Origin of the sequence: Candidatus Thiodiazotropha endoloripes, assembly GCF_001708965.1 — a bacterium.
Taxonomy (GTDB): Bacteria; Pseudomonadota; Gammaproteobacteria; order Chromatiales; family Chromatiaceae; genus Thiodiazotropha; species Thiodiazotropha endoloripes.
Map to the genome: position 1 here is coordinate 344,626 of NZ_LVJW01000003.1, position 20,776 is coordinate 365,401.

General features: G+C 49.4%; 14 protein-coding genes. 10 read left to right on the forward strand and 4 right to left on the reverse strand.

Features of this window, described 5'->3' with window-relative positions:
* Nucleotides 1-105: 105 nt before the first annotated feature.
* Nucleotides 106-1,995: a DUF6345 domain-containing protein gene (locus A3193_RS01585; protein ID WP_069004445.1), complete on the reverse strand. Its 1,890-nt coding sequence runs from the start codon at nucleotides 1,993-1,995 to the stop codon at nucleotides 106-108.
* A 614-nt stretch (nucleotides 1,996-2,609) separates the two neighbouring features.
* Here A3193_RS01585 and A3193_RS01590 point away from each other — a divergent pair.
* The 4 genes from A3193_RS01590 to A3193_RS01605 are packed head-to-tail and all read left to right on the forward strand — an operon-like array spanning nucleotide 2,610 to nucleotide 6,908.
* On the forward strand, nucleotides 2,610-3,122 hold the full coding sequence (locus A3193_RS01590) for a (2Fe-2S)-binding protein (protein WP_069013869.1): 513 nt from the start codon (nucleotides 2,610-2,612) through the stop codon (nucleotides 3,120-3,122).
* Nucleotides 3,119-5,308 carry a xanthine dehydrogenase family protein molybdopterin-binding subunit gene (locus tag A3193_RS01595; RefSeq protein ID WP_069013870.1) on the forward strand — a complete coding sequence of 730 codons (2,190 nt, stop codon included), beginning with the start codon at nucleotides 3,119-3,121 and terminating at the stop codon, nucleotides 5,306-5,308. The genes A3193_RS01590 and A3193_RS01595 overlap by 4 nt, the downstream gene beginning before the upstream one ends.
* Nucleotides 5,308-6,297, forward strand: a complete 990-nt coding sequence (locus A3193_RS01600; protein WP_235614882.1) for an XdhC family protein — start codon at nucleotides 5,308-5,310, stop codon at nucleotides 6,295-6,297. Before A3193_RS01595 ends, A3193_RS01600 begins: the two co-directional genes overlap by 1 nt.
* A 2-nt stretch (nucleotides 6,298-6,299) precedes the next feature.
* Nucleotides 6,300-6,908, forward strand: coding sequence for a nucleotidyltransferase family protein (locus A3193_RS01605; RefSeq protein ID WP_069004448.1), 609 nt, complete (start codon nucleotides 6,300-6,302; stop codon nucleotides 6,906-6,908).
* Nucleotides 6,909-6,918: 10 nt separating this feature from the next.
* Here A3193_RS01605 and A3193_RS01610 read toward each other — a convergent pair whose 3' ends face one another.
* Both A3193_RS01610 and A3193_RS01615 read right to left on the reverse strand, forming a co-directional pair.
* On the reverse strand, nucleotides 6,919-7,224 hold the full coding sequence (locus A3193_RS01610; RefSeq protein ID WP_069004449.1) for an MGMT family protein: 306 nt from the start codon (nucleotides 7,222-7,224) through the stop codon (nucleotides 6,919-6,921).
* Between the two features lie 126 nt (nucleotides 7,225-7,350).
* Nucleotides 7,351-7,947 carry a class I SAM-dependent methyltransferase gene (locus A3193_RS01615; protein WP_069013871.1) on the reverse strand — a complete coding sequence of 199 codons (597 nt, stop codon included), beginning with the start codon at nucleotides 7,945-7,947 and terminating at the stop codon, nucleotides 7,351-7,353.
* A gap of 439 nt (nucleotides 7,948-8,386) precedes the next feature.
* Between A3193_RS01615 and A3193_RS01620 the strand changes: the two genes are divergently transcribed.
* The 6 genes from A3193_RS01620 to A3193_RS01645 all read left to right on the forward strand — a co-directional run bounded on the left by A3193_RS01620 (nucleotide 8,387) and on the right by A3193_RS01645 (nucleotide 19,537).
* On the forward strand, nucleotides 8,387-8,677 hold the full coding sequence (locus A3193_RS01620; protein WP_069013872.1) for a hypothetical protein: 291 nt from the start codon (nucleotides 8,387-8,389) through the stop codon (nucleotides 8,675-8,677).
* Nucleotides 8,674-9,630, forward strand: a complete 957-nt coding sequence (gene egtD / locus A3193_RS01625) for an L-histidine N(alpha)-methyltransferase (protein WP_069013873.1) — start codon at nucleotides 8,674-8,676, stop codon at nucleotides 9,628-9,630. The genes A3193_RS01620 and egtD overlap by 4 nt, the downstream gene beginning before the upstream one ends.
* Before the next feature lie 194 nt (nucleotides 9,631-9,824).
* Entirely contained in the window at nucleotides 9,825-15,278 is a 5,454-nt protein-coding gene (locus A3193_RS01630; RefSeq protein ID WP_162273723.1) for an ABC transporter substrate binding protein, read from the forward strand.
* A gap of 16 nt (nucleotides 15,279-15,294) precedes the next feature.
* Complete coding sequence (locus tag A3193_RS01635) at nucleotides 15,295-15,720, forward strand: bacteriohemerythrin (RefSeq protein ID WP_071938082.1); 426 nt, start codon at nucleotides 15,295-15,297, stop codon at nucleotides 15,718-15,720.
* 199 nt (nucleotides 15,721-15,919) lie between these two features.
* Nucleotides 15,920-16,366 carry a hypothetical protein gene (locus A3193_RS01640; protein ID WP_139116935.1) on the forward strand — a complete coding sequence of 149 codons (447 nt, stop codon included), beginning with the start codon at nucleotides 15,920-15,922 and terminating at the stop codon, nucleotides 16,364-16,366.
* 72 nt (nucleotides 16,367-16,438) lie between these two features.
* On the forward strand, nucleotides 16,439-19,537 hold the full coding sequence (locus A3193_RS01645; protein WP_069013876.1) for an efflux RND transporter permease subunit: 3,099 nt from the start codon (nucleotides 16,439-16,441) through the stop codon (nucleotides 19,535-19,537).
* A gap of 27 nt (nucleotides 19,538-19,564) precedes the next feature.
* Here the strand turns inward: A3193_RS01645 and A3193_RS01650 are convergent, their stop codons facing one another.
* Nucleotides 19,565-20,692, reverse strand: a complete 1,128-nt coding sequence (locus A3193_RS01650) for an NAD(P)/FAD-dependent oxidoreductase (RefSeq protein WP_069004457.1) — start codon at nucleotides 20,690-20,692, stop codon at nucleotides 19,565-19,567.
* Nucleotides 20,693-20,776 lie beyond the last annotated feature (84 nt).

The following is a 20,776-nucleotide window of genomic DNA, read 5'->3' on the forward strand; positions in this document are numbered from 1 at the left end:
GGTTTCATCAGGCGGCCCGAGCAAACAGTCAGAGCCTTGTGAAACGAAAAAACCCGATTCAGCTGACTGAATCGGGTTCGCTTTATGCAATGATCCTGAGTTGTTTTACAGGATTTTGATACTCCAGTAGCCGATGATGTCCCCGTCCCGGATATCCGGGCCGACGGACCCCTTACCCCAGAAGTAGTCGTTCATATTCGACGTGCCGTTGTTACCCAGTACACCCATTACCACCGGAACGACACCGGATGGCTGGTTGGTATCGGTTGCCTCGAACCAGGCTGTTTTCACTGTCATCGGGCTGCTTTTCAGCATATTGTCCGCGAACTCACCGGAGAAGCTGTTCCAGGCATAGGCATTGGTGTGGAAGCCGAGCAGCAGATGAAGACCATCGAACTCCTGCTTCCAGCGGTCGAAGCGTGACATGCCGCTCCACTCGTCCTTGAGTACCTGACAGGAGAGCAGTGCCAGCCACTCAAGATCCTTGTCACCCCAGTCACCTGTGGCGTCATTATGATCCAGGGTGCCGTCATCATGAGTGCTGTCTTCAAAGGTAAAGCCACCACCGTAACCGTGGCCGACATAGAAGGTCATATCGGTATTGTCGATCCAGTTGCTGTCTTGGCTGGCTTTGAAATCCTGCTCCCAGGCCAGGGTTCCCGACCAGCTGAAGCGCTCAGTGACACCCGCACTCTGCATGCGATCGATAAAGCCCTGTTCAAGATCGCCGAACTCATTGGTCACCGCATTTTCAGTGCCGTAATCGGTAATGCCGCCAATCGCTTCCACCGCCGGGATCAATCTCTCGAGCATGGCTGTGACGGCATTGCTGAAGAAGCGACCGATCGCGGACTCGTTATGTTGTGAGACCCGGCCGACAGGCAGCTTGGCAGTGACGATACGCTGAATACCATTGGCATCGGTCACTGTGACACTGACGCGCTCTTCGCTGATCCCGTCACGCTGTTGGGGATAAAAAGAGATCGTTGAACCGCTCCTGTCCTGAAGTTGTGCACGAGTGGCGTTCCAATCGATCTGGTAGGGGGGCATGCCACCATTGATATCGACTTTCGCATTGACTGTTTTGCCTTCAAACCAGCTGTCGAGCGTCACTTCCGGAACATATTCGCTACTGTCAATCGCAGGGATCAGTTGATGCAGAAGATTGACGATCTCACCCTCCACGACTGCCGTTCCACCGCAATCATAGTGTGGCTGGATGGTCTTCACCGAAGTCATTTCCAGGCTGGGTGCAAAGTAGACCAGTTGAGTGGTGATATTGAGCTTTTCGAAGGCTTTACTCTGTTCGCCATTCAGAAGCTTCTCACGACATTGAAGTTTGGCAGCCGTGTGATCGATGACTGGCACCAGTTCACCCTGTTCCAGCGAGCGGTTGGCGAAATGGAGCTGGGTGGTGGTGCCTTCACTGCCTACGGTTGTGGAGATTTTTGCACCGGGTCCGATCAGTGGAATGTCGCCGGCATAGAGTTGCAGGTCCACCTTGGTATCGATCATCTGATGGGCCAGGTTGTTGCCATCGATATCCACCGCCTCGAACTGGGTATGACGCAAGATCGGTTTGTAGACCTGTGGCAACAGACCAATCTCATCCAATGAGCCTTCCAACTGATGCAGAACCAGATCCTCTTCGACCGGCTGGATCATTGACAGAGCATCAAAATCGATCTGCTCAATGGTGGTTGATCGCTTCTCTTCGTCCGCCTCACCCCGACCGGCAATCCGGGTTGGGATGTACTGGTGATTTTTCAAATCGATATAGTTGAGTTCACCGGTTCGTTGTACCGTCTCGAAATCGATGCCATCCGGATTGGTGTCAAGCAGCTTCGACAGTTGATAGGCTTGATTTTCCGACAGGCCATTATCGATTACGTGATAGACCGGTAGATCCTTGGCGAATGCATGCCCCTGCAGGCCAATCGCTGAACAGCACAATGCGATCGTTACCGCTTTATTGGATTTTTTTACAATATCCATGTGTATGATCCTTATTAATTAAATCGTGTAAGAAAGAACTGGATGATCCGTTAACTGCCTGGATGCTCCCTTGAAGAACGATCCCTGATCGAACTGGGTGATAAGCTACAGAAACCGGACATGCATTGGCTGTGGAAAAATACCAAGCAGGTAGGTGATTTGTTCACATTCAGAGCCAATGTGTCAGTGATCGGTGTGGAAGCGTACTGCCAGATGGGAGAGCTCTGCTTGGTGGGATAAGGGTTGTGTGGATCTACCCGAATGGTCGCTTTTGATCGTTATGTAACTCTATCTCTGTTCTGCCCTGAACCTGTCATCCCTAAGTCAATCAACTGTAGCAAACCAATAACGATAATTAATGTGTGTTTGTTCAACCCTGTTTAAAACACTCTCAGTGCCTCATATAGGCGCTGAATCGACTATCATTTGCGGAACAGGATGGAATTATTTGGCTTGGGAACTCGAAGCAATTGTGGCTTTCAAAATGGCGTACTCTTGATTTCCTTTGAAATTCGGCATCTCTGATTAATTTTCTTTATTACCATTTCGGCACCAGCCGGTATAAAGGATTTGTCAGAGCTCTCATAAAAAATATTAAACATCAGAAGTATGCCATGCCTGTTTGCTTCAGCGGCTGGCATTACAACGAGGAGGTTGATGTGTTGAATCTGTCGATTAACGGAAAGCGTCACGCTCTGGATCTTGACCCTCAGACCCCACTGCTCTGGGCGATCCGGGATCATGTCGGCCTGACAGGCACCAAGTACAGTTGCGGCATTGCCCAATGTGGCAGTTGTACGGTCTATCTCGATGGGGCGCCGGTTCGCGCCTGCATCACACCGGTATCCGATGCGGTGGGTAAAGAGGTGACCACCATCGAAGGGCTCTCCAGCCCGGCCGGTCAGGCGGTACAGGCGGCATGGAGAGAGCTGGAGGTGGTGCAGTGTGGTTACTGTCAGTCTGGACAGATCATGTCCGCCGCCTCGCTACTGCAGCGCAACCGTAAACCGACCGATGCGGATATCGACCAGGCCATGCAGGGTAACCTCTGTCGCTGTGCAACCTACGCGCGGATTCGTCAGGCAATCAAAGTGGCTGCGGATAAGCTTAACGGGGTGCAGTCATGAAAACCGATCAAATCGTCAATCTCAGTCGTCGTCGTTTTGTCGCCGGGAGTGCGGTGTCGCTGGCCGGTTTGACGCTGGGCATTATCCCAATGGTGGTTGCCGAACAGCGGGAAGCTGGGCCGGGAATTGCGGGCCAAGCACCAGAGACCGCAGGGGATTTTTCGCCCAACGCCTTTCTGCGTATCGATGCTAATGGCATTGTCACCGTCATCTCAAAACACCTGGAGATGGGGCAGGGTACCTATACCGGCATGGCAACCCTGGTGGCGGAAGAGCTGGATGCGGACTGGGAGAGGGTCAGAGTGGAAGGTGCGCCTGCGGATGCCGGTCGCTACAACAACCTCTTTTGGGGCAAGGCCCAGGGTACCGGTGGCAGTACGGCCATCGCCAACTCCTGGAAACAGATGAGAAAGGCCGGAGCTGCCGCCAGGCAGATGCTGGTTCAGGCCGCCGCCAAACAGTGGCAGGTGGAAGTGGGTGAGATCACGGTCAAGTCCGGTGTGATACGCCATGCTCCGAGTGGACGGCAATCCGGTTTCGGCGAGTTGGCGGAGCTGGCGGCTGAGCAGCCTGTACCCGAGTCGGTGACGCTTAAGGATCCCAAATCGTTCACCTTGATCGGTCAGCGTATTCCCCGTAAGGACAGTCCGGAGAAGATCAATGGTCAGGCCATCTTCACTCAGGATGTGAAACTGCCTGGCATGCTGACTGCGGTGGTATTACATCCTCCCCGGTTTGGGGCGACGGTGTCGAAAATCGACAGTAAGGACGCTCTGGCCGTGAAGGGTGTCAGAGAGGTGATCCGGATTCCATCTGGAGTGGCAGTGGTTGCTGATGATTTCTGGCAGGCAAAGCTGGGTCGGGATGCGCTCTCTGTAAGCTGGGATGAGTCGAAAGCCTTTCGCAAGAGTTCTGCACAGATACTGGATGACTACCGACAGCTCGCAGAGAAACCGGGACTGACAGCCCGAACAGAGGGGAGTGCTGCTACAGCGATGGCATCGACTGACGACGCCATCGAGGCGGAGTACAGTGTGCCGTTTCTCTCCCACTCTGCGATGGAGCCGATGAATTGCGTGGTGCGCATCGACGAAGCGGGTTGCGAGGTGTGGAATGGGGAGCAGATGCAGACCAGTGACCAGCATCAGATTGCCGGTCTGTTGGGCCTCGAACCACACCAGGTGCATATCAACATGCTCTATGCGGGAGGCTCCTTCGGTCGTCGGGCCAATCCGGCAGCGGACTATCTGCTGGAGACTGTGCATATCGCAAAGGCACTGAAACCGGGCACCCCGCTGAAAATGGTCTGGACCCGGGAGGATGATACCCATGGGGGTTACTACCGTCCGCTCTATCTGCACCGAATGCGTGCTGCCCTGAATGGTCAGGGTGAGCCCCATGTCTGGGAGCAGCGTATCGTGGGTCAGTCGATCCTCAAAGGCACCCCTTTCGAATCGGTCATGGTGAAGGATGGTGTCGATATGACCTCGGTGGAGGGGGCGGCGAATCTGCCCTATGAGATCAAACATATCCAGGTCGATCTGCACTCACCCGAACTGCCTGTACCGGTACTCTGGTGGCGCTCCGTGGGTTCCACCCACACCGCCTTCGCGGTGGAGTGTTTCATCGATGAGTTGGCGGTCAAGGCGGGGCAGGATCCCCTGGCCTATCGACGCAAACTGCTGCGTAACCATCCGCGACATCTTGGTGTATTGAATCTGGCTGCGGAAAAGGCCGGTTGGGGTGAACCCATGGGGCGCAACCGGGGACAGGGGATCGCCGTGCATGAGTCGTTCAACTCCTATGTGGCTCAAGTGGTCGAGGTTTCGGTACGCCGCAGTGTGATCAGTGTGGATCGGGTGGTGATCGCCGTGGATTGTGGCGTGGCGGTCAACCCGGATGTGATTGTGGCCCAGATGGAGGGGGGTATGGGGTTCGGCCTGTCAGCGACCCTGTTCAGTGAGCTGACCTTCAGAGAGGGTCGGATCGAACAGTCCAATTTCACTGACTATCGGATCTTGAGAATCGATCAGATGCCGGAAGTTGAAGTGCATATTGTTGCATCGGCTGAAGCTCCCACCGGGGTAGGTGAACCGGCAACACCGGTGATTGCACCGGCGGTGGCGAATGCTGTCTACGCGGCAACCGGGAAGCGACTGCGTCAGCTGCCGCTGCGGCTGGGCTGATGGGTCACCCTGACACATCCGGTCTGGTCTCCGATGACCTTGAGGTGATTCGTACAGCAACCGGGTGGTTGGGCGACGGGGTAAGAGTGGCGCTGGTCACCGTGCTGAAAACCTGGGGCTCATCACCAAGGCCTCCTGGCGCCCTGCTGGCTATCCATGGATCCGGTCACACCGTCGGCTCTGTTTCCGGTGGCTGTGTGGAAGAGACCCTGGCAGCGAGCCACCGGAAAGGAGAGCTGGGGGGAGAGCGTCCGTCACTGGTCGATTTCGGCGTTGAAGAAGCTGAAGCGGAGCGATTGGGTCTGCCCTGCGGCGGTCGCTTGGAGCTGATGGTCGAATTACTCAGCTCGGTCGATAATCTGAAACCTCTGTTGGATCTGATGGATAATGGCCAGCTGACCGCTCGCCGGGTGGTATTGGAAAGCGGTGAGGTCACTCTGCAGACCGGTGGTGCCGGCGTAGAGTTCGACGTGACCAGGGAATCGGTAACCAAGGTATTCGGCCCCGCCTGGCAGCTGTTGTTGATCGGTAACGGTCAGATCGCACGCCATCTTGCCCAAATGGCGATCAGCCTCGATTATCGGGTGACGATCTGCGATCCACGCGCTGAGTTTATCGATCAAAATCCGTTAGTGGGTGTTCACTATTCAAAGCGGATGCCGGATGACGAAGTGCGGAGATTGAAGGATGTCGCCCGGACAGCCGTCGTGACTCTGGCCCATGATCCCCGGCAGGACGATCTGGGACTGACTGCCGCACTCGAGCGTGCTCTGTTCTATATCGGCGCGCTGGGATCCCGGCGCAGTGCGGAAAAACGTCGTGGGCGGCTGACGGAAATCGGTCACAGTGCCGATCAGATTGCCCGGATTCACGCGCCGGCTGGCCTGGCAATCGGCAGTAAGCGTCCCGCTGAGATTGCTCTCTCGATCCTGGCGCAAATCACTGCTGTACGCAATCGTGTTGGTGCGGCCAGTCTGGCAGGAGGTTGAGCATGTCACCTCCGATCGGGGTTCTGTTGGCAGCCGGCAGTAGCAGTCGGTTTGGCGCCAATAAGTTGTTACAACCCATGGCTGGTGGTGAGTCGATGGGGGTGATGGCTGCGCGACATCTATTGACTGCCGTTCCCCGAGGTGTGGCGGTTGTTCGTCCGAATGATACCGAGTTGTCCGCAGCTCTGTCTGAGATGGGCTATCGGGTGGTGGAGAATCAACAGCTGGCGTCTGGAATGGGTGAGAGCCTGGCCATGGCAGTCACTGCCTCTCTCGATGCAGGAGGCTGGCTGGTTGCACTGGGTGATATGCCTTGGATAAAACCACAAACCATTGCGCAAGTGGCTGAGCGGCTGGAGCAGGGAGCTTCCATCGTTGCACCGATGCATAAGGGTGAACGGGGGCATCCGGTTGGTTTTGCGACCCGTTGGGGAGAGCGGCTGGTTGACTTGAGCGGGGATCATGGGGCCAAACAGTTGCTCATCGATTACCCCGGCGATCTGGAGTTGCTGCCAGTGGATGATCGTGGAATTCTGCTGGATGTGGATTTTCCGGAGCAGTTGTCGGAAGCCGGGTTCGAATCTATCTCTGGTAACGAACCACCTGGTTGAACTGGGGTCTTCAAACAGAGTGATCCGGCCACCTGTAGGCGGTTGGATACTTGCCATTGGATTCAGGAATCAGGCCCTCATCCGAGAGTAATCGATACTGTCTTTGGTTGCCGGGGTAATCAGCGATCTTCCGTTGGCCTGTAATCAATCGATACCAGGGTAGATTGCTGTCTGCAGGCAGGGTTCTCAACCAGGCAAGAACCTGACGTACATGGACACCGCAGAGTGAGGCCATATCCCCGTAACTGCAGTAACGGCCAGCGGGTATCGAGGCAAGGTTGGTATAGAATACTTGACGCAATTCATCACTGCTCATTGAACATATTCGCTTACAATTACATCACCGAACTTGTCTAGACTGATCCTAATATATCAGGGCCTTTTGGATTAGTGTTAACAGGCCCTGGATGCGGAATGGTTGTTGGAAAAGCCGGGTGGCCGCTCAAGTATGGTTCAGTGGTGTACGAAACCTTTGATAGACCCAAACGTGGGCGGGTGGCAAATTCCATAGGATACGATCAATACGAAAACCGACCAGCTGCATTGAGCGGGCGAGTTGTTTGGGGATCGGAGGTGCAGGAGAGTAGGTGTATTGAATCAGTTTTCCATCATCAGAGAGGCTGTTGAATATCGCGGTCAGCACGCGAATCCGGGTATGGGTGCGCATGTTCAACAGGGGCAGGCTGGATACCACACTATCGGCCAATCCAAGGTCCTTCTGTTTCAGCAGCTGTTGCAGTCGGGTGGCGTCGCCGGCAAGGATGGAGAGGCTGGGGAATTGGCTGATCAGCTTATCGGCCAGTATCTGATCTTTCTCTACCACCACAAGACGTTTAGGATTGAGACCCCGGCTGAGCAGTGCCGAGGTGACTGCCCCGGTACCGGCGCCAAGCTCAATAGTGAGTCCATTCATACTGCTGACCTGTGTGGCCATGGCCTGGGCCAGGCAGCCACTACTGGGGAACAGTGCGCCGACTTGTCGCGGGTTGCGTATCCAGGCCGTGATAAAATCCGGTTTTGCTTTTAATTGACTCAGCATGACGATGAGGGTGGGGAGGTGTTTGGCTGCCCCACATCTGTCAGAGTTTTAATAACTTCCATTGATGTGTTCCCATGGGAATTAATCTCACATTGCCAGAATCGGATCATTCAGACAACTGTGCTGTCGGGTTCCTTTGTCGAATTGGGTAATGGCCGGCATTTACAGGGATGCCCGGCAATAGTCTGAGAATTATTGACTCTTGTTGTTGTCACATAGGATTCATTGAGGAGATACCGGGCTTAAGAATCCGATTGTGGGGGGATCCAGGCGCAGACTTGGACATCGCAGTGGGTGCATGGTCTCGCCACAAAACAGAATCCAATATCCTTATACACTCTATGGTTTGTCGGCCTGCCAGATTTTCTGAGTCTGCCAAAATAGCTGTAACTGCACTGCATCATCTTCTGTCAATCAACCCTGAAATGGGTTAAGAAACATGAAAAACAACCGAATTGACATAAGCCTTGCGTCACCAACCAACAGAGAGCTGCTGATTGAGGAGTTTCGACGTGTTCGAAACGACACGGAGGCTCTCTGTTTGCCCCTCTCAGTCGATGATTCCCAGACCCAGTCAATCGTCCAGACCAGTCCGCCAAAGTGGCATATTGCCCATGTCACCTGGTTCTTCGAAGCCTTCGTGTTTGCTGATTATGATTATGATGATGACTATGAGTGTTTTGACGAGCGATGGGCGTTCACAGGCTTGCGGCTTGCGGAGGATGGATGATGGAAAATGTAACCTTTCATGACCATAAACCTGAGTCGCTGAGTTTGTATGATGCCGTAGTGCAAGGGTTATCGAAGCGTCAGAAGTCGATTCCTCCCAAGTTTTTCTATGATAAACGGGGTTCTGAGTTATTTGACCAGATCTGTCAACAACCGGAATACTACCTGCCGACTGTGGAACGACTAATGCTCGACCAGTATGCTGCAGAGATAGCTGATCTGGCAGGTCAAGGCAGAGTTTTAATCGAACCTGGAGCAGGAAGTGCCAGTAAAGTGAGGCTTTTACTGGATGCGTTGCAGCCGAGTGCCTTTGTACCGATGGATATCTCTTTTGAATATCTGAAAACCAGTGCCACTGAACTGGCTGAGGAGTATCCGTGGCTCTCGATACGAGCCGCCTGTGTGGATTATACCCACTCCCTGCCGGTGCCTGAGAATGTGCCTGTCGGTCCCAGGCTGCTGTTTTTTCCCGGTTCCAGCCTGGGGAATTTCAATAAACAAGAGGCCTGTAAATTTCTGAGGCTTGTACATACCACTGTAGGTAGTGGTGGAATGCTTCTGATTGGAGTGGACACAAAGAAAAATTATGGCGTTTTGAACGCTGCCTACAATGATGCAGCCGGTTTGACAGCGAAATTCAATCTGAATCTGCTGTATCGAGTTCAGAACGAACTCAAGGCGGACCTTAATCCAGATAATTTCGCCCATAAAGCCTTTTACAATACTGAGGCGGGTCGGATTGAGATGCATTTGATCAGTAAGCTTAAGCATACCTTAAGGTTGGATGGTCATGAGTTTAAATTTGAGGAGGGTGAGTATCTGCATACTGAGAACTCCTATAAATACTCCCCGGAAGAGTTTATCTCGATGGCCGCTATGAATGGATTTAAATCTCTCCGCTACTGGGTGGATGATCAAGGTTTGTTTGCGATTTATCTTTTGCAGTCAGAATGACAGGAAAGCTGATTTGAGCAGTGTGTGGGATTTGAAGGCATAAAAATCTTAAAAAAAACCCTATCCTGACCTATTATTTCATGAGGAGATAATCTGAAAACAATAAAAAAGACCTAGTACGTCATATCATTAAGGTCAACAAAAGCAAGGATCCAGTTTAATACCCTATCCCTCAGCAAATGGGTGCTTGCAGCATGAATTATGGGCTCTTTGTGAAAAGTCTGCTGTTCGGTGCATTGTTACTCCTTGGAAATGCATCAATGGCAGATACACCACTCTCGGAAAAGAGGGTGTTGCTGATCTATTCCTATCATCCAGGCTTTCCGACAACACCGAGAATTTTAAACGGTCTTCGATCCATTTTTACCTTTGATGGGCCAAAGATTGATATTGAATTCATGGACTCAAAGCGTCTGCATGACGAGCAGAGTCAGATTAATTTTGTTCAGCAACTGAGCTACAAGTTGAATTACAGGCAAGCTTACGATTTGGTGATTGTTGCTGATGACCATGCCTTGAGGTTGGTTGATGATTACCGGGAGAAATTGTTTAAAGGTATTCCAATTGTTTTTCTCGGAATCAATAGTTTGGAAATGGCGCTTGAACTGGAACAGCGTGAAGGTTATACCGGAGTTGTCGAAATACCCTCATTTAAAGAGAACCTGGATCTGGCTAAGTCGCTTTTTCCGGCTGCTGACAAAGTGTATGTGATTGTGGATGGTACTACCAGTGGTCAGCATGATTTTAAACGCTTTAATAACGCCATTGAGGCGTACAATGATCTGGAAATTGAGATTCTATCACTTATAAGTATGAAGTGGTCTGAACTGAAAGAGAGTGTCACCAAAATTGATTCAGAAGATCTTCTGTTTTTAATATCAGCCTATCGAGATAGTGAAGAGATAAGTAAATCATTTGATGAGAGTTTGAAGCTGATAGTGGAGGCATCAGGTGTACCAATATTTCACTTTTGGCAGCATGGCCTGAAGAATGGAGTTTTTGGCGGAATTATGATTGATCACTATGCGCAAGGAAGGCAGGCAGCAAGATTGGCGAAACAGATACTTGAAGGTATTTCAATAGATAGCCTGAGGGTAAATAAAAACAGTCCGAACGTACCCTATTTTGACTATCGGCTGGTGCTTGCCTATGGATTGGATGAAGAGAGATTTCCCATAGAAACGCATTGGGTGAACTTACCTGAAGATGAATCTTATGAATATAAGAGTTATTTTTATTATGCTGTTGCTGTATTGATTCTATTGATTGCGATCGGGTTTGTGTTTATAGCTTTTTTTAAACGTTACAGGCAGTTAACTGTAGAAATAGTAAAGAGTGAAGAAAGCTACAGAAAAATAGTTGAAAATAGTCATGACGGTATTTTTCAACTGGATATGGATGGAGGTATTCTATTTGCCAATGCCAGGTTGGCCGATATGCTTGGTTACGGCCTGAATGAAGTTATTGGGCGGTCAATACATGATTTTATAAGAGAGGGATCAAATGTAGAGACTGCTGATAATCTATTGCGAGGTGGGCGTGAAGAGAGTGGCTCTTATGAGGTCAAGTTTATAAATAAATATGGAGATGAAGTATGGACGCAGATAAATACAAGTCGATTACGTGATGATCATGAAAATGTAAGTGGTATTTTGTCTTTGGTTCGAGATATTAATGCATTAAGAAAAGAGCGTAGTAGATTAAGGGAGAGTGAAGAGAAATTTAAACAATTGACACATTCGATAAAAGAGGTGTTTTGGTTGAGCTCTCCCGATTTGCAAAGGGTTTATTATATCAGTCCTGGATATGAGCAGCTTTGGGGGAGAAGCAGGCAAACTTTGTATGATGATGCTGTCAACTGGATGACTGCCCTTCCATTGGATGACCTAAAGCGCATTGAACGGTTTATGTTGGAAGAGTTGCCGAAGGATTGGGTGGAGTTGACGTTTCCAGAATACAGGGTTTATCGGCCTGATGGAAGTATGAGTTGGGTTGAGGCCAAAGCTTTTGCGATAAAGGATGAATTAGGTGAGTGCTATAGAATTGCCGGTGTGGCTGAAGATATAACAATAAGAAAACAAAATGAGTTGGAATTGAACTATCGATTGGAGTATGAGCGATTGGTAGCTGAACATTCCTCAAAACTGATAGGAGCTGGCAGGGTAGAAATATCAGGAAGATTTGATGATTTGTTAAAACAATTAGGATTGTTGACCGGTAGCTCAAGAGTATATTTGATATTAAACCGCGCAGGTTATGATGACTATGATGTGTTGAACGAGTGGCATGATCCAGATAGGCGGCCACTGAAAGAGATTATTGAAACTGAATCAAAGTCAGTTTTTTTCAAGATATTTGAGCTTATTCAACAGCAAGAGTTATCGTTTATTAACTCGTTGGATCAGTTGTCCAAGGACAGATTTGATTACAGGCATCATTTACAGCAACTAGATATCCATTATTTCAAAGCTGTCCCCCTTAGAATAAATGATCAGCTGTCAGGTCTGCTTGGGCTTGATCACCCAGTCCGTGAGCATGTTTCTTTAAAGGGTGATATGTCGATGCTTAGAACGGTTGCCGATATGATGGCAGGTGCAATTAAAAGGCAAAATATCGTCTCGGATTTGAGAAGTTCCAGGCGGACGCTGAGTACACTGTTGAATAATCTTCCAGGTGCGGTCTATCGATGTAAGTATGATGAATACTGGAGTATGCAGTTCATTAGTGATGGTATTGAGGATATTGCAGGGTATCCCTCAAAAGAGATCAAGGGCAATGCTTTGGTTAAATATGCAGATCTGATCCATAAAGATGACAGGCAAAATGTCAGAGATCATGTAACAAGATCGATTGATGACCATAGTCAATTTGAAATTGAATACAGGTTGTTCGATAAAGATGGAGGGATGCACTGGGTTTGGGAGAGAGGTGCTCTGATCGATACTGAAAGTGGTGTAGGTCTGATTGAAGGGTTTATTACGGAGATCACTGATAAGAAACAGATTGAGAGTGCGCTCAAATCAAATGAAGAGTATTTAAAGTTGATTATGAACTCTACAGCAGAATCAATCTATGTTTTGGATGAAAATGGTATCTGTTTGAGTGTAAATAAAGCAGGCCTGGAACTGTTGGGTTATGACAGTGAGGAGGAGCTTACTGGGCAGGTTATGCATGATGTAATGCATCATACACACCAAAATGGTCAAGTGTATGAAAGAGAAGATTGCCCAATGTTTCTCTCAACCCAAAACAGACAGCAGGTGCATGTGGAAAGTGATGTGTTTTGGCGGAAAGATGGTAGTAGTATTCCAGTTGAGTACTGGTCCTATCCACTGATTGAAAACTCTGAAAATAGTGGAGTTGTTGTCTCATTTATCGACATCACAGAGAGAAAGTTCAATGAAGAGCTAATCAGCGCGAGAGTGAATCTACATGACTATTCGCAGAATCATAATGCCAATGAGTTGTTGGTTTATGCCATTAATGAAGCATGCGGAAAAACTGATAGTGAAATCGGTTTTTTTCATTTTATCGATCAGAACCAAAAATCATTGTCATTTCAGGTCTGGTCTGCAGGAATGGGCAAGTCAATCATTGAATATGTAGAAAGTGAAAGTCAAGATAACCAGCAGGATAAAAGCATTTGGTTTGAGTCCTGCCTCCTGAAGAAGCCAATTGTACATAATTATGAAAACGCTCGGGTTTCACAATTTAAAACGACGGATGGGTTTGTAGAACCTGTTACAGCCCTTTGTGTGCCGGTGGTAAATGGCAATCTGGTTGTGGCCGTGATGGGGGTAGGAAATTGTAATGCGGGCAATTATGGTGATGATGAGATTAAGAAGTTATCAGTTATTGCAGAATTAACATGGGAGTTGGCTGAAAGTAAAATAATCAAGGAAAAAATAGAAGAGAGCAGAATTCAGCTCAATACAATTCTGGATACCGTTACCGAGGCTGTGGCGCTCTGGGATTATAAAGGAAGGTTGCGATATGCTAATCCAGAGTTTTTAAAACTAGTAGACAGTCACAAAAGAAGTTATGAATTGTCAGATTATCTGGGTAAAAGGCTGACAGATTTTGATAGTGCTTATCCATTCATACCCTATATCAACGACTACCTAAAAAGCCTGCTCAAGAATGGCAAGTCTGTTGATAAATGTCAAATTAATCAATCTTTAGATTATGGTGAATCAGGCTGGATTAGTCTCAGTGTCCATGCGCTTTATGATAGCAATGTTTCATCCATTACCGGTGCGGTTTCAGTGATAACAAATATAACGGACGAAAAAAATACAGAAGCTCAACTGGAGTTACTGGCTCATTATGACAATCTGACAAAACTTCCGAACAGGCTGTTGGCAATCGATCGTCTCAGGCAGATGATTGCAAGAGCAGACAGAACCAATGAGCTTATGGCAGTCTGCTATCTAGACTTGGATGGATTCAAACAAGTCAATGATAGCCATGGTCATGAAGCTGGTGACGAGTTGCTTAAACAAACAGCAAGTCGACTGGAATACAGTGTCAGACATGGTGATACCGTGTCTCGCTTAGGAGGAGATGAGTTTCTTATTCTGTTGGCGGGACTTAATGATCAGCATGAAACCCAGACGATACTCTCACGTATCCTTCACCAACTCGCAAAAACCTACTTTATTGGTGATATTAATGTTTCCAATGTCAGTGCAAGCCTGGGAGTAACTCTTTATCCAGTAGATAAAATGGATGCTGATGGTTTAATAGGTCACGCCGATCAGGCTATGTATCTTGCAAAACGCTTGGGGAAGAATCGATATCAATTCTATAGTCAAGAGCTCGAACGTCGAATATTTGCACAACAGGAGGTACTTGGCGATGTCTTAAGGGCATTGAATGAAAATCAATTGGAAATCTACTATCAGCCTGTTGTAGATAGTGAAAGTGGCTGGCTCAACAGTTGCGAAGCACTTTTGAGATGGAATAACCCAATACTTGGATTATTAAAACCAGCAGAATTTCTACCGTTGCTAAATCGATCTGAAATCAAACTATCCATCACTGAGTGGGTTTTGAAACAGGTAATCCATTATCTCCATACTCATAAGGCAAATGGCACTGGAGTTCCTGTTTCCTTCAATATATTCCCGGAACAATGTTTTGAATTGGGATTAATGGAGATTCTAAAAAAACACACAACTGAATTGCCGGAATCACTTCTGCAGCGTATCAATATTGAAATACAGGAATCCGATATCGTCACCTCATATAACAGAGCAAATAGATTTATCAAGGCGTGCAGAGAGCTTGGAATAGACTGTATATTGGGAGGTATTGGTGCTGGTGAGCTTTCACTAATACAGCTGGCTCAGTTGCCGGTAAAACTGATAAAGATAAATTTATCACAAATTAAAACTATGACTACAAAGAGTGATCAGATGGTACTGATAAAAAGCATTCACACTTTGGCAGAATCCTCTGGTAAGTCAGTAATTATACAAGGTGTTGAAGATTACAGGCAGTTATCAGAGGTAAACAATCTGGGTTGCACAAAAATACAGGGGTTTCTTATTACTCAACCACTTCCAGAAGATACGTTTATACAATGGATTGGTAATTCAACAGACACAACCTTCTTGGTATCCAACTATCCAGGCATCAATCGATAAAGAGGTATCCATACAAATGGTAAATAAAAGCTCATTTATCTGGAGTGATGAGATGGCAACAGAAGTCGATGTTATTGACTCTCAACATAAAAACCTACTGCAGATGGTTAATGAGGCATATCAGGGACTGGATAAGGATGTGAGTGATATTGTCTTTCAAAGGATCACTAAGGAACTGTTGAGCTATGCAATTTATCACTTTCAGACAGAAGAGCATCTGATGCAAGAGTATGGTTATTTTGATGAATGTCCAGAAGAGGCAGCCCAACACGTTAGTGAGCATAGAGACTTCTCAGCAAAAGTTGTTACTACAAGGGATGGCGTAAACAGTGAAGTTAAAGAGGAGATGGAAGAGATATTGACTTTTTTGAATGCATGGATACTTAACCATACACAAAATGTGGACATAAAATTGGGAAACTTTATCAAAAACAAAGAATAAATAAGTGGTCTCAAAGGTTAAATCCAACCAACTACATAGATACAAATCAATAAATATTCTAAAAAATCTAATCAAGGTTATGCATCTAGTTACTTAATAAAAAAAATCAAGTGGGAATTTAACCACTTGCAGGATTTCGAATTTTGACTATAGATTTGTAATGAGTCTGTCATAAAAATGTCGAAAACGGAGTCTGGCAATGGTTCGATGGATTTTGGGTATGCTGGTTTTCTATGCGGGGTATTCTGCTGCAGAGGAGCATCCCGCCTGTCTGGATCTTCCTTTGGACGATCCTGGGTATACATCAGCAGAGTTACACTTGATCGCCGCCAGCTGTAGTTCACCTCTGGTAGCAGACCTCTATTTTAATCGAGCACTACACATCGATTTGCTCAACAAATACCGTGATTTCGAGCAGGCATTACTGCAGTTCGGTAAAGCAGACGACGATAGCTATATAGAATACTATCGAATGCATATCGCCTTGGTTGAGGCCTTTTCAAGTCGTGATCTGCTCAATGAAAAACGCGACCAAACCCTGAGTAAGCTCAACAGAATCTATGAGCAGTCTCATGAAATCGCTGAATTAAGATTCAAAGGTTATGATTTAGTAGCGGATCGACTGGAGCTGATCTACCAACTTTAATTTTTAGCGCCTGATTGTGCCTGAGTCCTAAAATTGTCATATCATAAACACTCTTGATATGAGTGGCTCGAAATGAAGAAGGCAATTGGCGGCGGACTGGCAGCATGGTCGATTCACCATCCAATCGGTGTGGTGATGCTCACCTTGGCCGTAATGGTGCTGGGACTGCTTGCTTTAGGTGGACTCGGCGTGGATCTGCTGCCCAAGGTAATCTACCCGGAGATCAAGGTCAGAGTGGTAGACCCCGGGGTTCCTGCCAATATCATGGAGGATCAGGTTACCCGCCAGTTGGAAGAGCAACTGGCGATCACAGAAGAGGCTGTATTCATTCAGTCGAGAACCACCGAAGGGCGAAGTGCGGTCGATCTCTCCTTCCGATATGGTACCGACATTGATCAGGCACTGCAGGATGCCAGCACGCGCTTGGACAGAGCCAAGCGCTTTCTTCCCGAGAGTATCGAACCACCGATCATCTTCAAAAGAGATCCTTCCCAGCTACCGGTGGCGGAGTTTGTGGTCAGTTCTTCACTACGTGACCCGGTATCACTCAGGAGCTGGGTGGATTTCGAATTCAGTAAATGGTTCGTCAACCTGCCTGGTGTTGCATCAGCTGAGGTTGGTGGTGGACTTGAGCGTGAGATCACCGTCCAGGCCGACCAACTCAGGTTGGCAGGATTGGGTATGCATCTGCTCGACCTGCGCGATGCCCTGAAAGCTGCCAATGTGGAGACGGCCAGTGGACGTCTGGTAATGCAACAGGGTGAGCTGAGTGGACGCACTGCCGGCCGGTTCAATTCTGTGGAGGAGATTCTTCAACTACCACTACGCCAGGTAGGTAAGGATGAGACATCGGCCTTGATCCGACTCTATGAAGTTGCCGATGTGGCGGACAGCGCAGAAGATGAGCGTTTGCGTATTCGTTTGAACGATCTGCCGGGTATCAAGCTCTCCGTCCAGAAGCAGCCTACGGCCAACACGGTTGAAGTGGTCGATCATGTCCTCAACAGACTGGATGAGTTGAGAGCGAAAGGTTTACTGCCCAAGGATATCGAAGTTCATGCGGTTGATGATCAGGCCCGTTTTGTTCGCAAAGCACTGGATAATGCGATCAATTCCGCATTGACCGGTGCGCTACTGGCGATGCTGGTAGTCTATCTGTTTCTTGGCAGTCTACGCCGAACGTTGATTATCGGCAGCGCCATACCGATCTCGATACTGGTCACTTTCATCCTGATGACCAGTCTTGATCTTACCCTGAATATCATGACCCTGGGAGGATTGGCCCTGGGTATCGGAATGCTGGTCGACAGTACCATCGTGATGCTTGAGAACATCTATCGGCATCAGCATAAGGTTAAGGATAACTGCCCCTCAGCCCTGGTATCACAACAGGCCGCTGCCGAAGTCAACAGTGCGATCGTAGCCTCAACATCGACCAATCTGGCTGCCGTACTGCCTTTTCTCTTTATCGGCGGCCTGGTTGGCCTGCTGTTTCGTGAGCTGATATACACCATATCTGCCGCCATTCTTGCATCAATGGTGGTCGCGTTGACCTTGGTGCCTGCCCTGGCAGGTAAACTTACCGTCAATGGTGATGGTGTTTTTCGTCAATATATAGACCGCCTGATCAGTGGGTTGCAGTCTCTCTATAGCAGCTTGATCACTCAATTGTTGCGCATCCCCTGGCTGATGCCGTTACTGTTTATCCTGGCGCTGCTAATTGTGTTTTTCACCATGATTCCACAGAAGCAGGTCTTTCTGCCGCAGATCGATGAGGGGCGTATCAGTATCAGTATCACGGCAGACCGGGGTATCAATCTGCAAGGTATGGATGAGCTGGTCAGCCGTATCGAGGGGATCATCAGCAGCCAACCTGAGACAGACAGCCTGTTTACCCAGGTTGGTGGTTTTGTTTTCGGTAGAACCCAATATGAAGCGGTAAACCGAGCCAGCATCAAAGTGACACTGAAGCCCTATGAGGAGCGAGGGATCAGCAGCCGCGCCTGGATCAAGCGGGTGAATCAGCAGATCAGAGAGGCACGACTGCCAGGGGTGCGTGTCTATCTTCGGGTGCAGGGGATTCGTGGTATCAGGCTCAACCGGGGGGATGATGATCTGAGTATCCGGGTAAAAGGACCAGACCTGAAGGTGCTCAATGAAATTGCTCAACAGGTTAAGCAGCGGTTGGGCGAGGTCTCCGGATTGAACAACATCGAATACACGGGTGAGGAGCTGACCCAGGAGATATCACTGCAGGTTGACCGCCAGCGGGCCTCGAGTCTCGGTCTCAGCGTGGAGGATGTGGGCCAGATGCTGAAGCTTGCTCTGGGTGGCGAAGTGGTGACGGACTACCTTGAGGGGGACAGAAGTATCGATGTCCGTCTGCGCTTGCAACGAGAGGATCTGGCCACACCTGCTGATGTCGAGTCGATCATTATCTTCAGTCGTACCGATCCGCCTGTACCTTTGCGCCTCGGTGAGGTGGCGGATGTGGAATTGGCAGCCACCCCGGTCACCATCCAGCGGGACCAGCAGCAGCGGATGATCGAAATCAGTGCTTCTTTGGGTGGTGAGTTGAGCCTTGGGGTGGCCATCCAGGAGGTTAACGGGATCATTGATCAGATTTCGCTCCCGGCAGGTTATAGCCTTTACGAAGCGGGTGGCTTTCAGGCTGTGCAGCAGGGGCGGGAGATGGGCATGATTCTGCTGGCTCTGGCGCTGTTTCTGGTACTGGTTGTGATGGCGGTGCAGTATGAGTCGATCCGTAACCCGTTGGTGATCATGCTGAGTGTGCCTTTCGCTTTGATTGGCGTGGCGTTCGGTTTGAATCTGGTCGACCTGCCGCTCTCCATGCCGGTCTGGCTGGGGCTGATCATGCTCTCCGGGATCGTGGTCAACAATGCAATCGTTCTGGTGGAGTATATCGGGCTGAGACGAGATGCGGGGGCGGCGAAGAATGAGGCCATTATCGAGGCCTCCAGGTTGAGGTTACGACCCATCCTGATGACCACGTTAACCACGGTTGCCGGTATGATGCCACTGGCATTGGCGTTGGGTGAAGGCTCCGAGATGTTGCAGCCGCTTGCAGTGACCCTGGTATCCGGACTGATCTTCTCCACCCTGCTCACCCTGCTACTGATCCCGATGGTCTACCGGTTGATCGGCCGTTGATGAGTGGACAACCGGATTGGATCTCACTCAGCGGTACTGACGCAGATACCACCATTCAAAAAGCCTTTTCAACCAATGGAACAGACGCATGTTTGGCATCACAATATTTCTTTTCATGGTCCGTGCGACCAGCATGCCGCTGTTCTGGCTATCGACGATACAGACCAGTTCCACTTTGAAGGTCTCTTCTGCGGGCATACCCTGCCAGTCGGCGTAGAGGTTTTTGGCGGCAGCCTCAGCTTGCAGGTCAGCCATATGGGCCTGTTTCGGCATCCAGTCCGGGCCGGGAAAACTGCCCGAATCCCCCGCCACGTAGACCCGCTCCATGCCCTCAACCCGGCATTGGGCGTCGGCTTTGATCAGGCCGCCGGGTGAGCGGGGAAGGCTGGTGTTGTCAAACCATTGGTTTCCGGTCATGCCCGGCATGAAAAGAATCAGGTCGGCATTGAACTGCCCCCCTTCAGTCTCTACACCGGTGGAGGTGAACTTGACCATTTTGTTTCCGAGATGGGTTTCGATGTCCCGTTTTTTCATCTCACTGACCAGGCCGGTGACCGCTTTCGGGCCCAGCCTCTGACCGGGGTTTTCCGCCGGCGTGAAAAACACCAGTTTGAACCGGTCACGACGTTTTTCCAGGCGCAGTTGCCGGTCGATACCAAACAGGAATTCGAACATCGGGCCACCCCGCATCGCACTCGGTTCCTTGGGGTTGCCGGCGAAGCCAAATGCAATGGTACCGCCATCCATCTCGCTCAGTCGTTGTCTGATCTTTAAGGTCTCATCGATACCCTCACAGGGCGTGATGGCGTTTTCGATGCCGGGGAGTTTTTTGATAAACCGACCGCCCGACGCGATGATCAGGCCATCATTTTCTATCAGACCTGCCGTGGTCTCCAGCTGACGGCCGTCTTCACTCAGCCCGGTTGCCGTGCCGGCAACGTGATTGACACCCATGCGTTTGAAGAAAGGCTGCAGTGGTATGATCAGATCCCTGGGTTCACGGATTCTGGAGGGAATCCATATCGAACCGGGCAGGTAGTGAAACTCCGCTTTGGGACTGACAACGGTTATTTCTGCAGAGCTGCTCTTTGCGCGTATGGTTTTGACCGCAGTCAGGGCAGCGAAACCACTCCCCACAATCGTCACTTTCTGCATCTCGATACTCCCCGTCAATGACTGTTGTCTGGTGTCGCACACACCTGGGTGGCCGCCTGCAAATCACACTCAAACAGGGTGTGA

Excerpts from the sequence above, each read along its gene's own strand:
- A3193_RS01585 (WP_069004445.1), bottom strand. The coding sequence starts at position 1,995 with ATGGATATTGTAAAAAAATCCAATAAAGCGGTAACGATCGCATTGTGC.
- A3193_RS01590 (WP_069013869.1), top strand. The coding sequence starts at position 2,610 with ATGCCTGTTTGCTTCAGCGGCTGGCATTACAACGAGGAGGTTGATGTG.
- A3193_RS01595 (WP_069013870.1), top strand. The coding sequence starts at position 3,119 with ATGAAAACCGATCAAATCGTCAATCTCAGTCGTCGTCGTTTTGTCGCC.
- A3193_RS01600 (WP_235614882.1), top strand. The coding sequence starts at position 5,308 with ATGGGTCACCCTGACACATCCGGTCTGGTCTCCGATGACCTTGAGGTG.
- A3193_RS01605 (WP_069004448.1), top strand. The coding sequence starts at position 6,300 with ATGTCACCTCCGATCGGGGTTCTGTTGGCAGCCGGCAGTAGCAGTCGG.
- A3193_RS01610 (WP_069004449.1), bottom strand. The coding sequence starts at position 7,224 with ATGAGCAGTGATGAATTGCGTCAAGTATTCTATACCAACCTTGCCTCG.
- A3193_RS01615 (WP_069013871.1), bottom strand. The coding sequence starts at position 7,947 with ATGCTGAGTCAATTAAAAGCAAAACCGGATTTTATCACGGCCTGGATA.
- A3193_RS01620 (WP_069013872.1), top strand. The coding sequence starts at position 8,387 with ATGAAAAACAACCGAATTGACATAAGCCTTGCGTCACCAACCAACAGA.
- egtD (WP_069013873.1), top strand. The coding sequence starts at position 8,674 with ATGATGGAAAATGTAACCTTTCATGACCATAAACCTGAGTCGCTGAGT.
- A3193_RS01630 (WP_162273723.1), top strand. The coding sequence starts at position 9,825 with ATGAATTATGGGCTCTTTGTGAAAAGTCTGCTGTTCGGTGCATTGTTA.
- A3193_RS01635 (WP_071938082.1), top strand. The coding sequence starts at position 15,295 with ATGGTAAATAAAAGCTCATTTATCTGGAGTGATGAGATGGCAACAGAA.
- A3193_RS01640 (WP_139116935.1), top strand. The coding sequence starts at position 15,920 with ATGGTTCGATGGATTTTGGGTATGCTGGTTTTCTATGCGGGGTATTCT.
- A3193_RS01645 (WP_069013876.1), top strand. The coding sequence starts at position 16,439 with ATGAAGAAGGCAATTGGCGGCGGACTGGCAGCATGGTCGATTCACCAT.
- A3193_RS01650 (WP_069004457.1), bottom strand. The coding sequence starts at position 20,692 with ATGCAGAAAGTGACGATTGTGGGGAGTGGTTTCGCTGCCCTGACTGCG.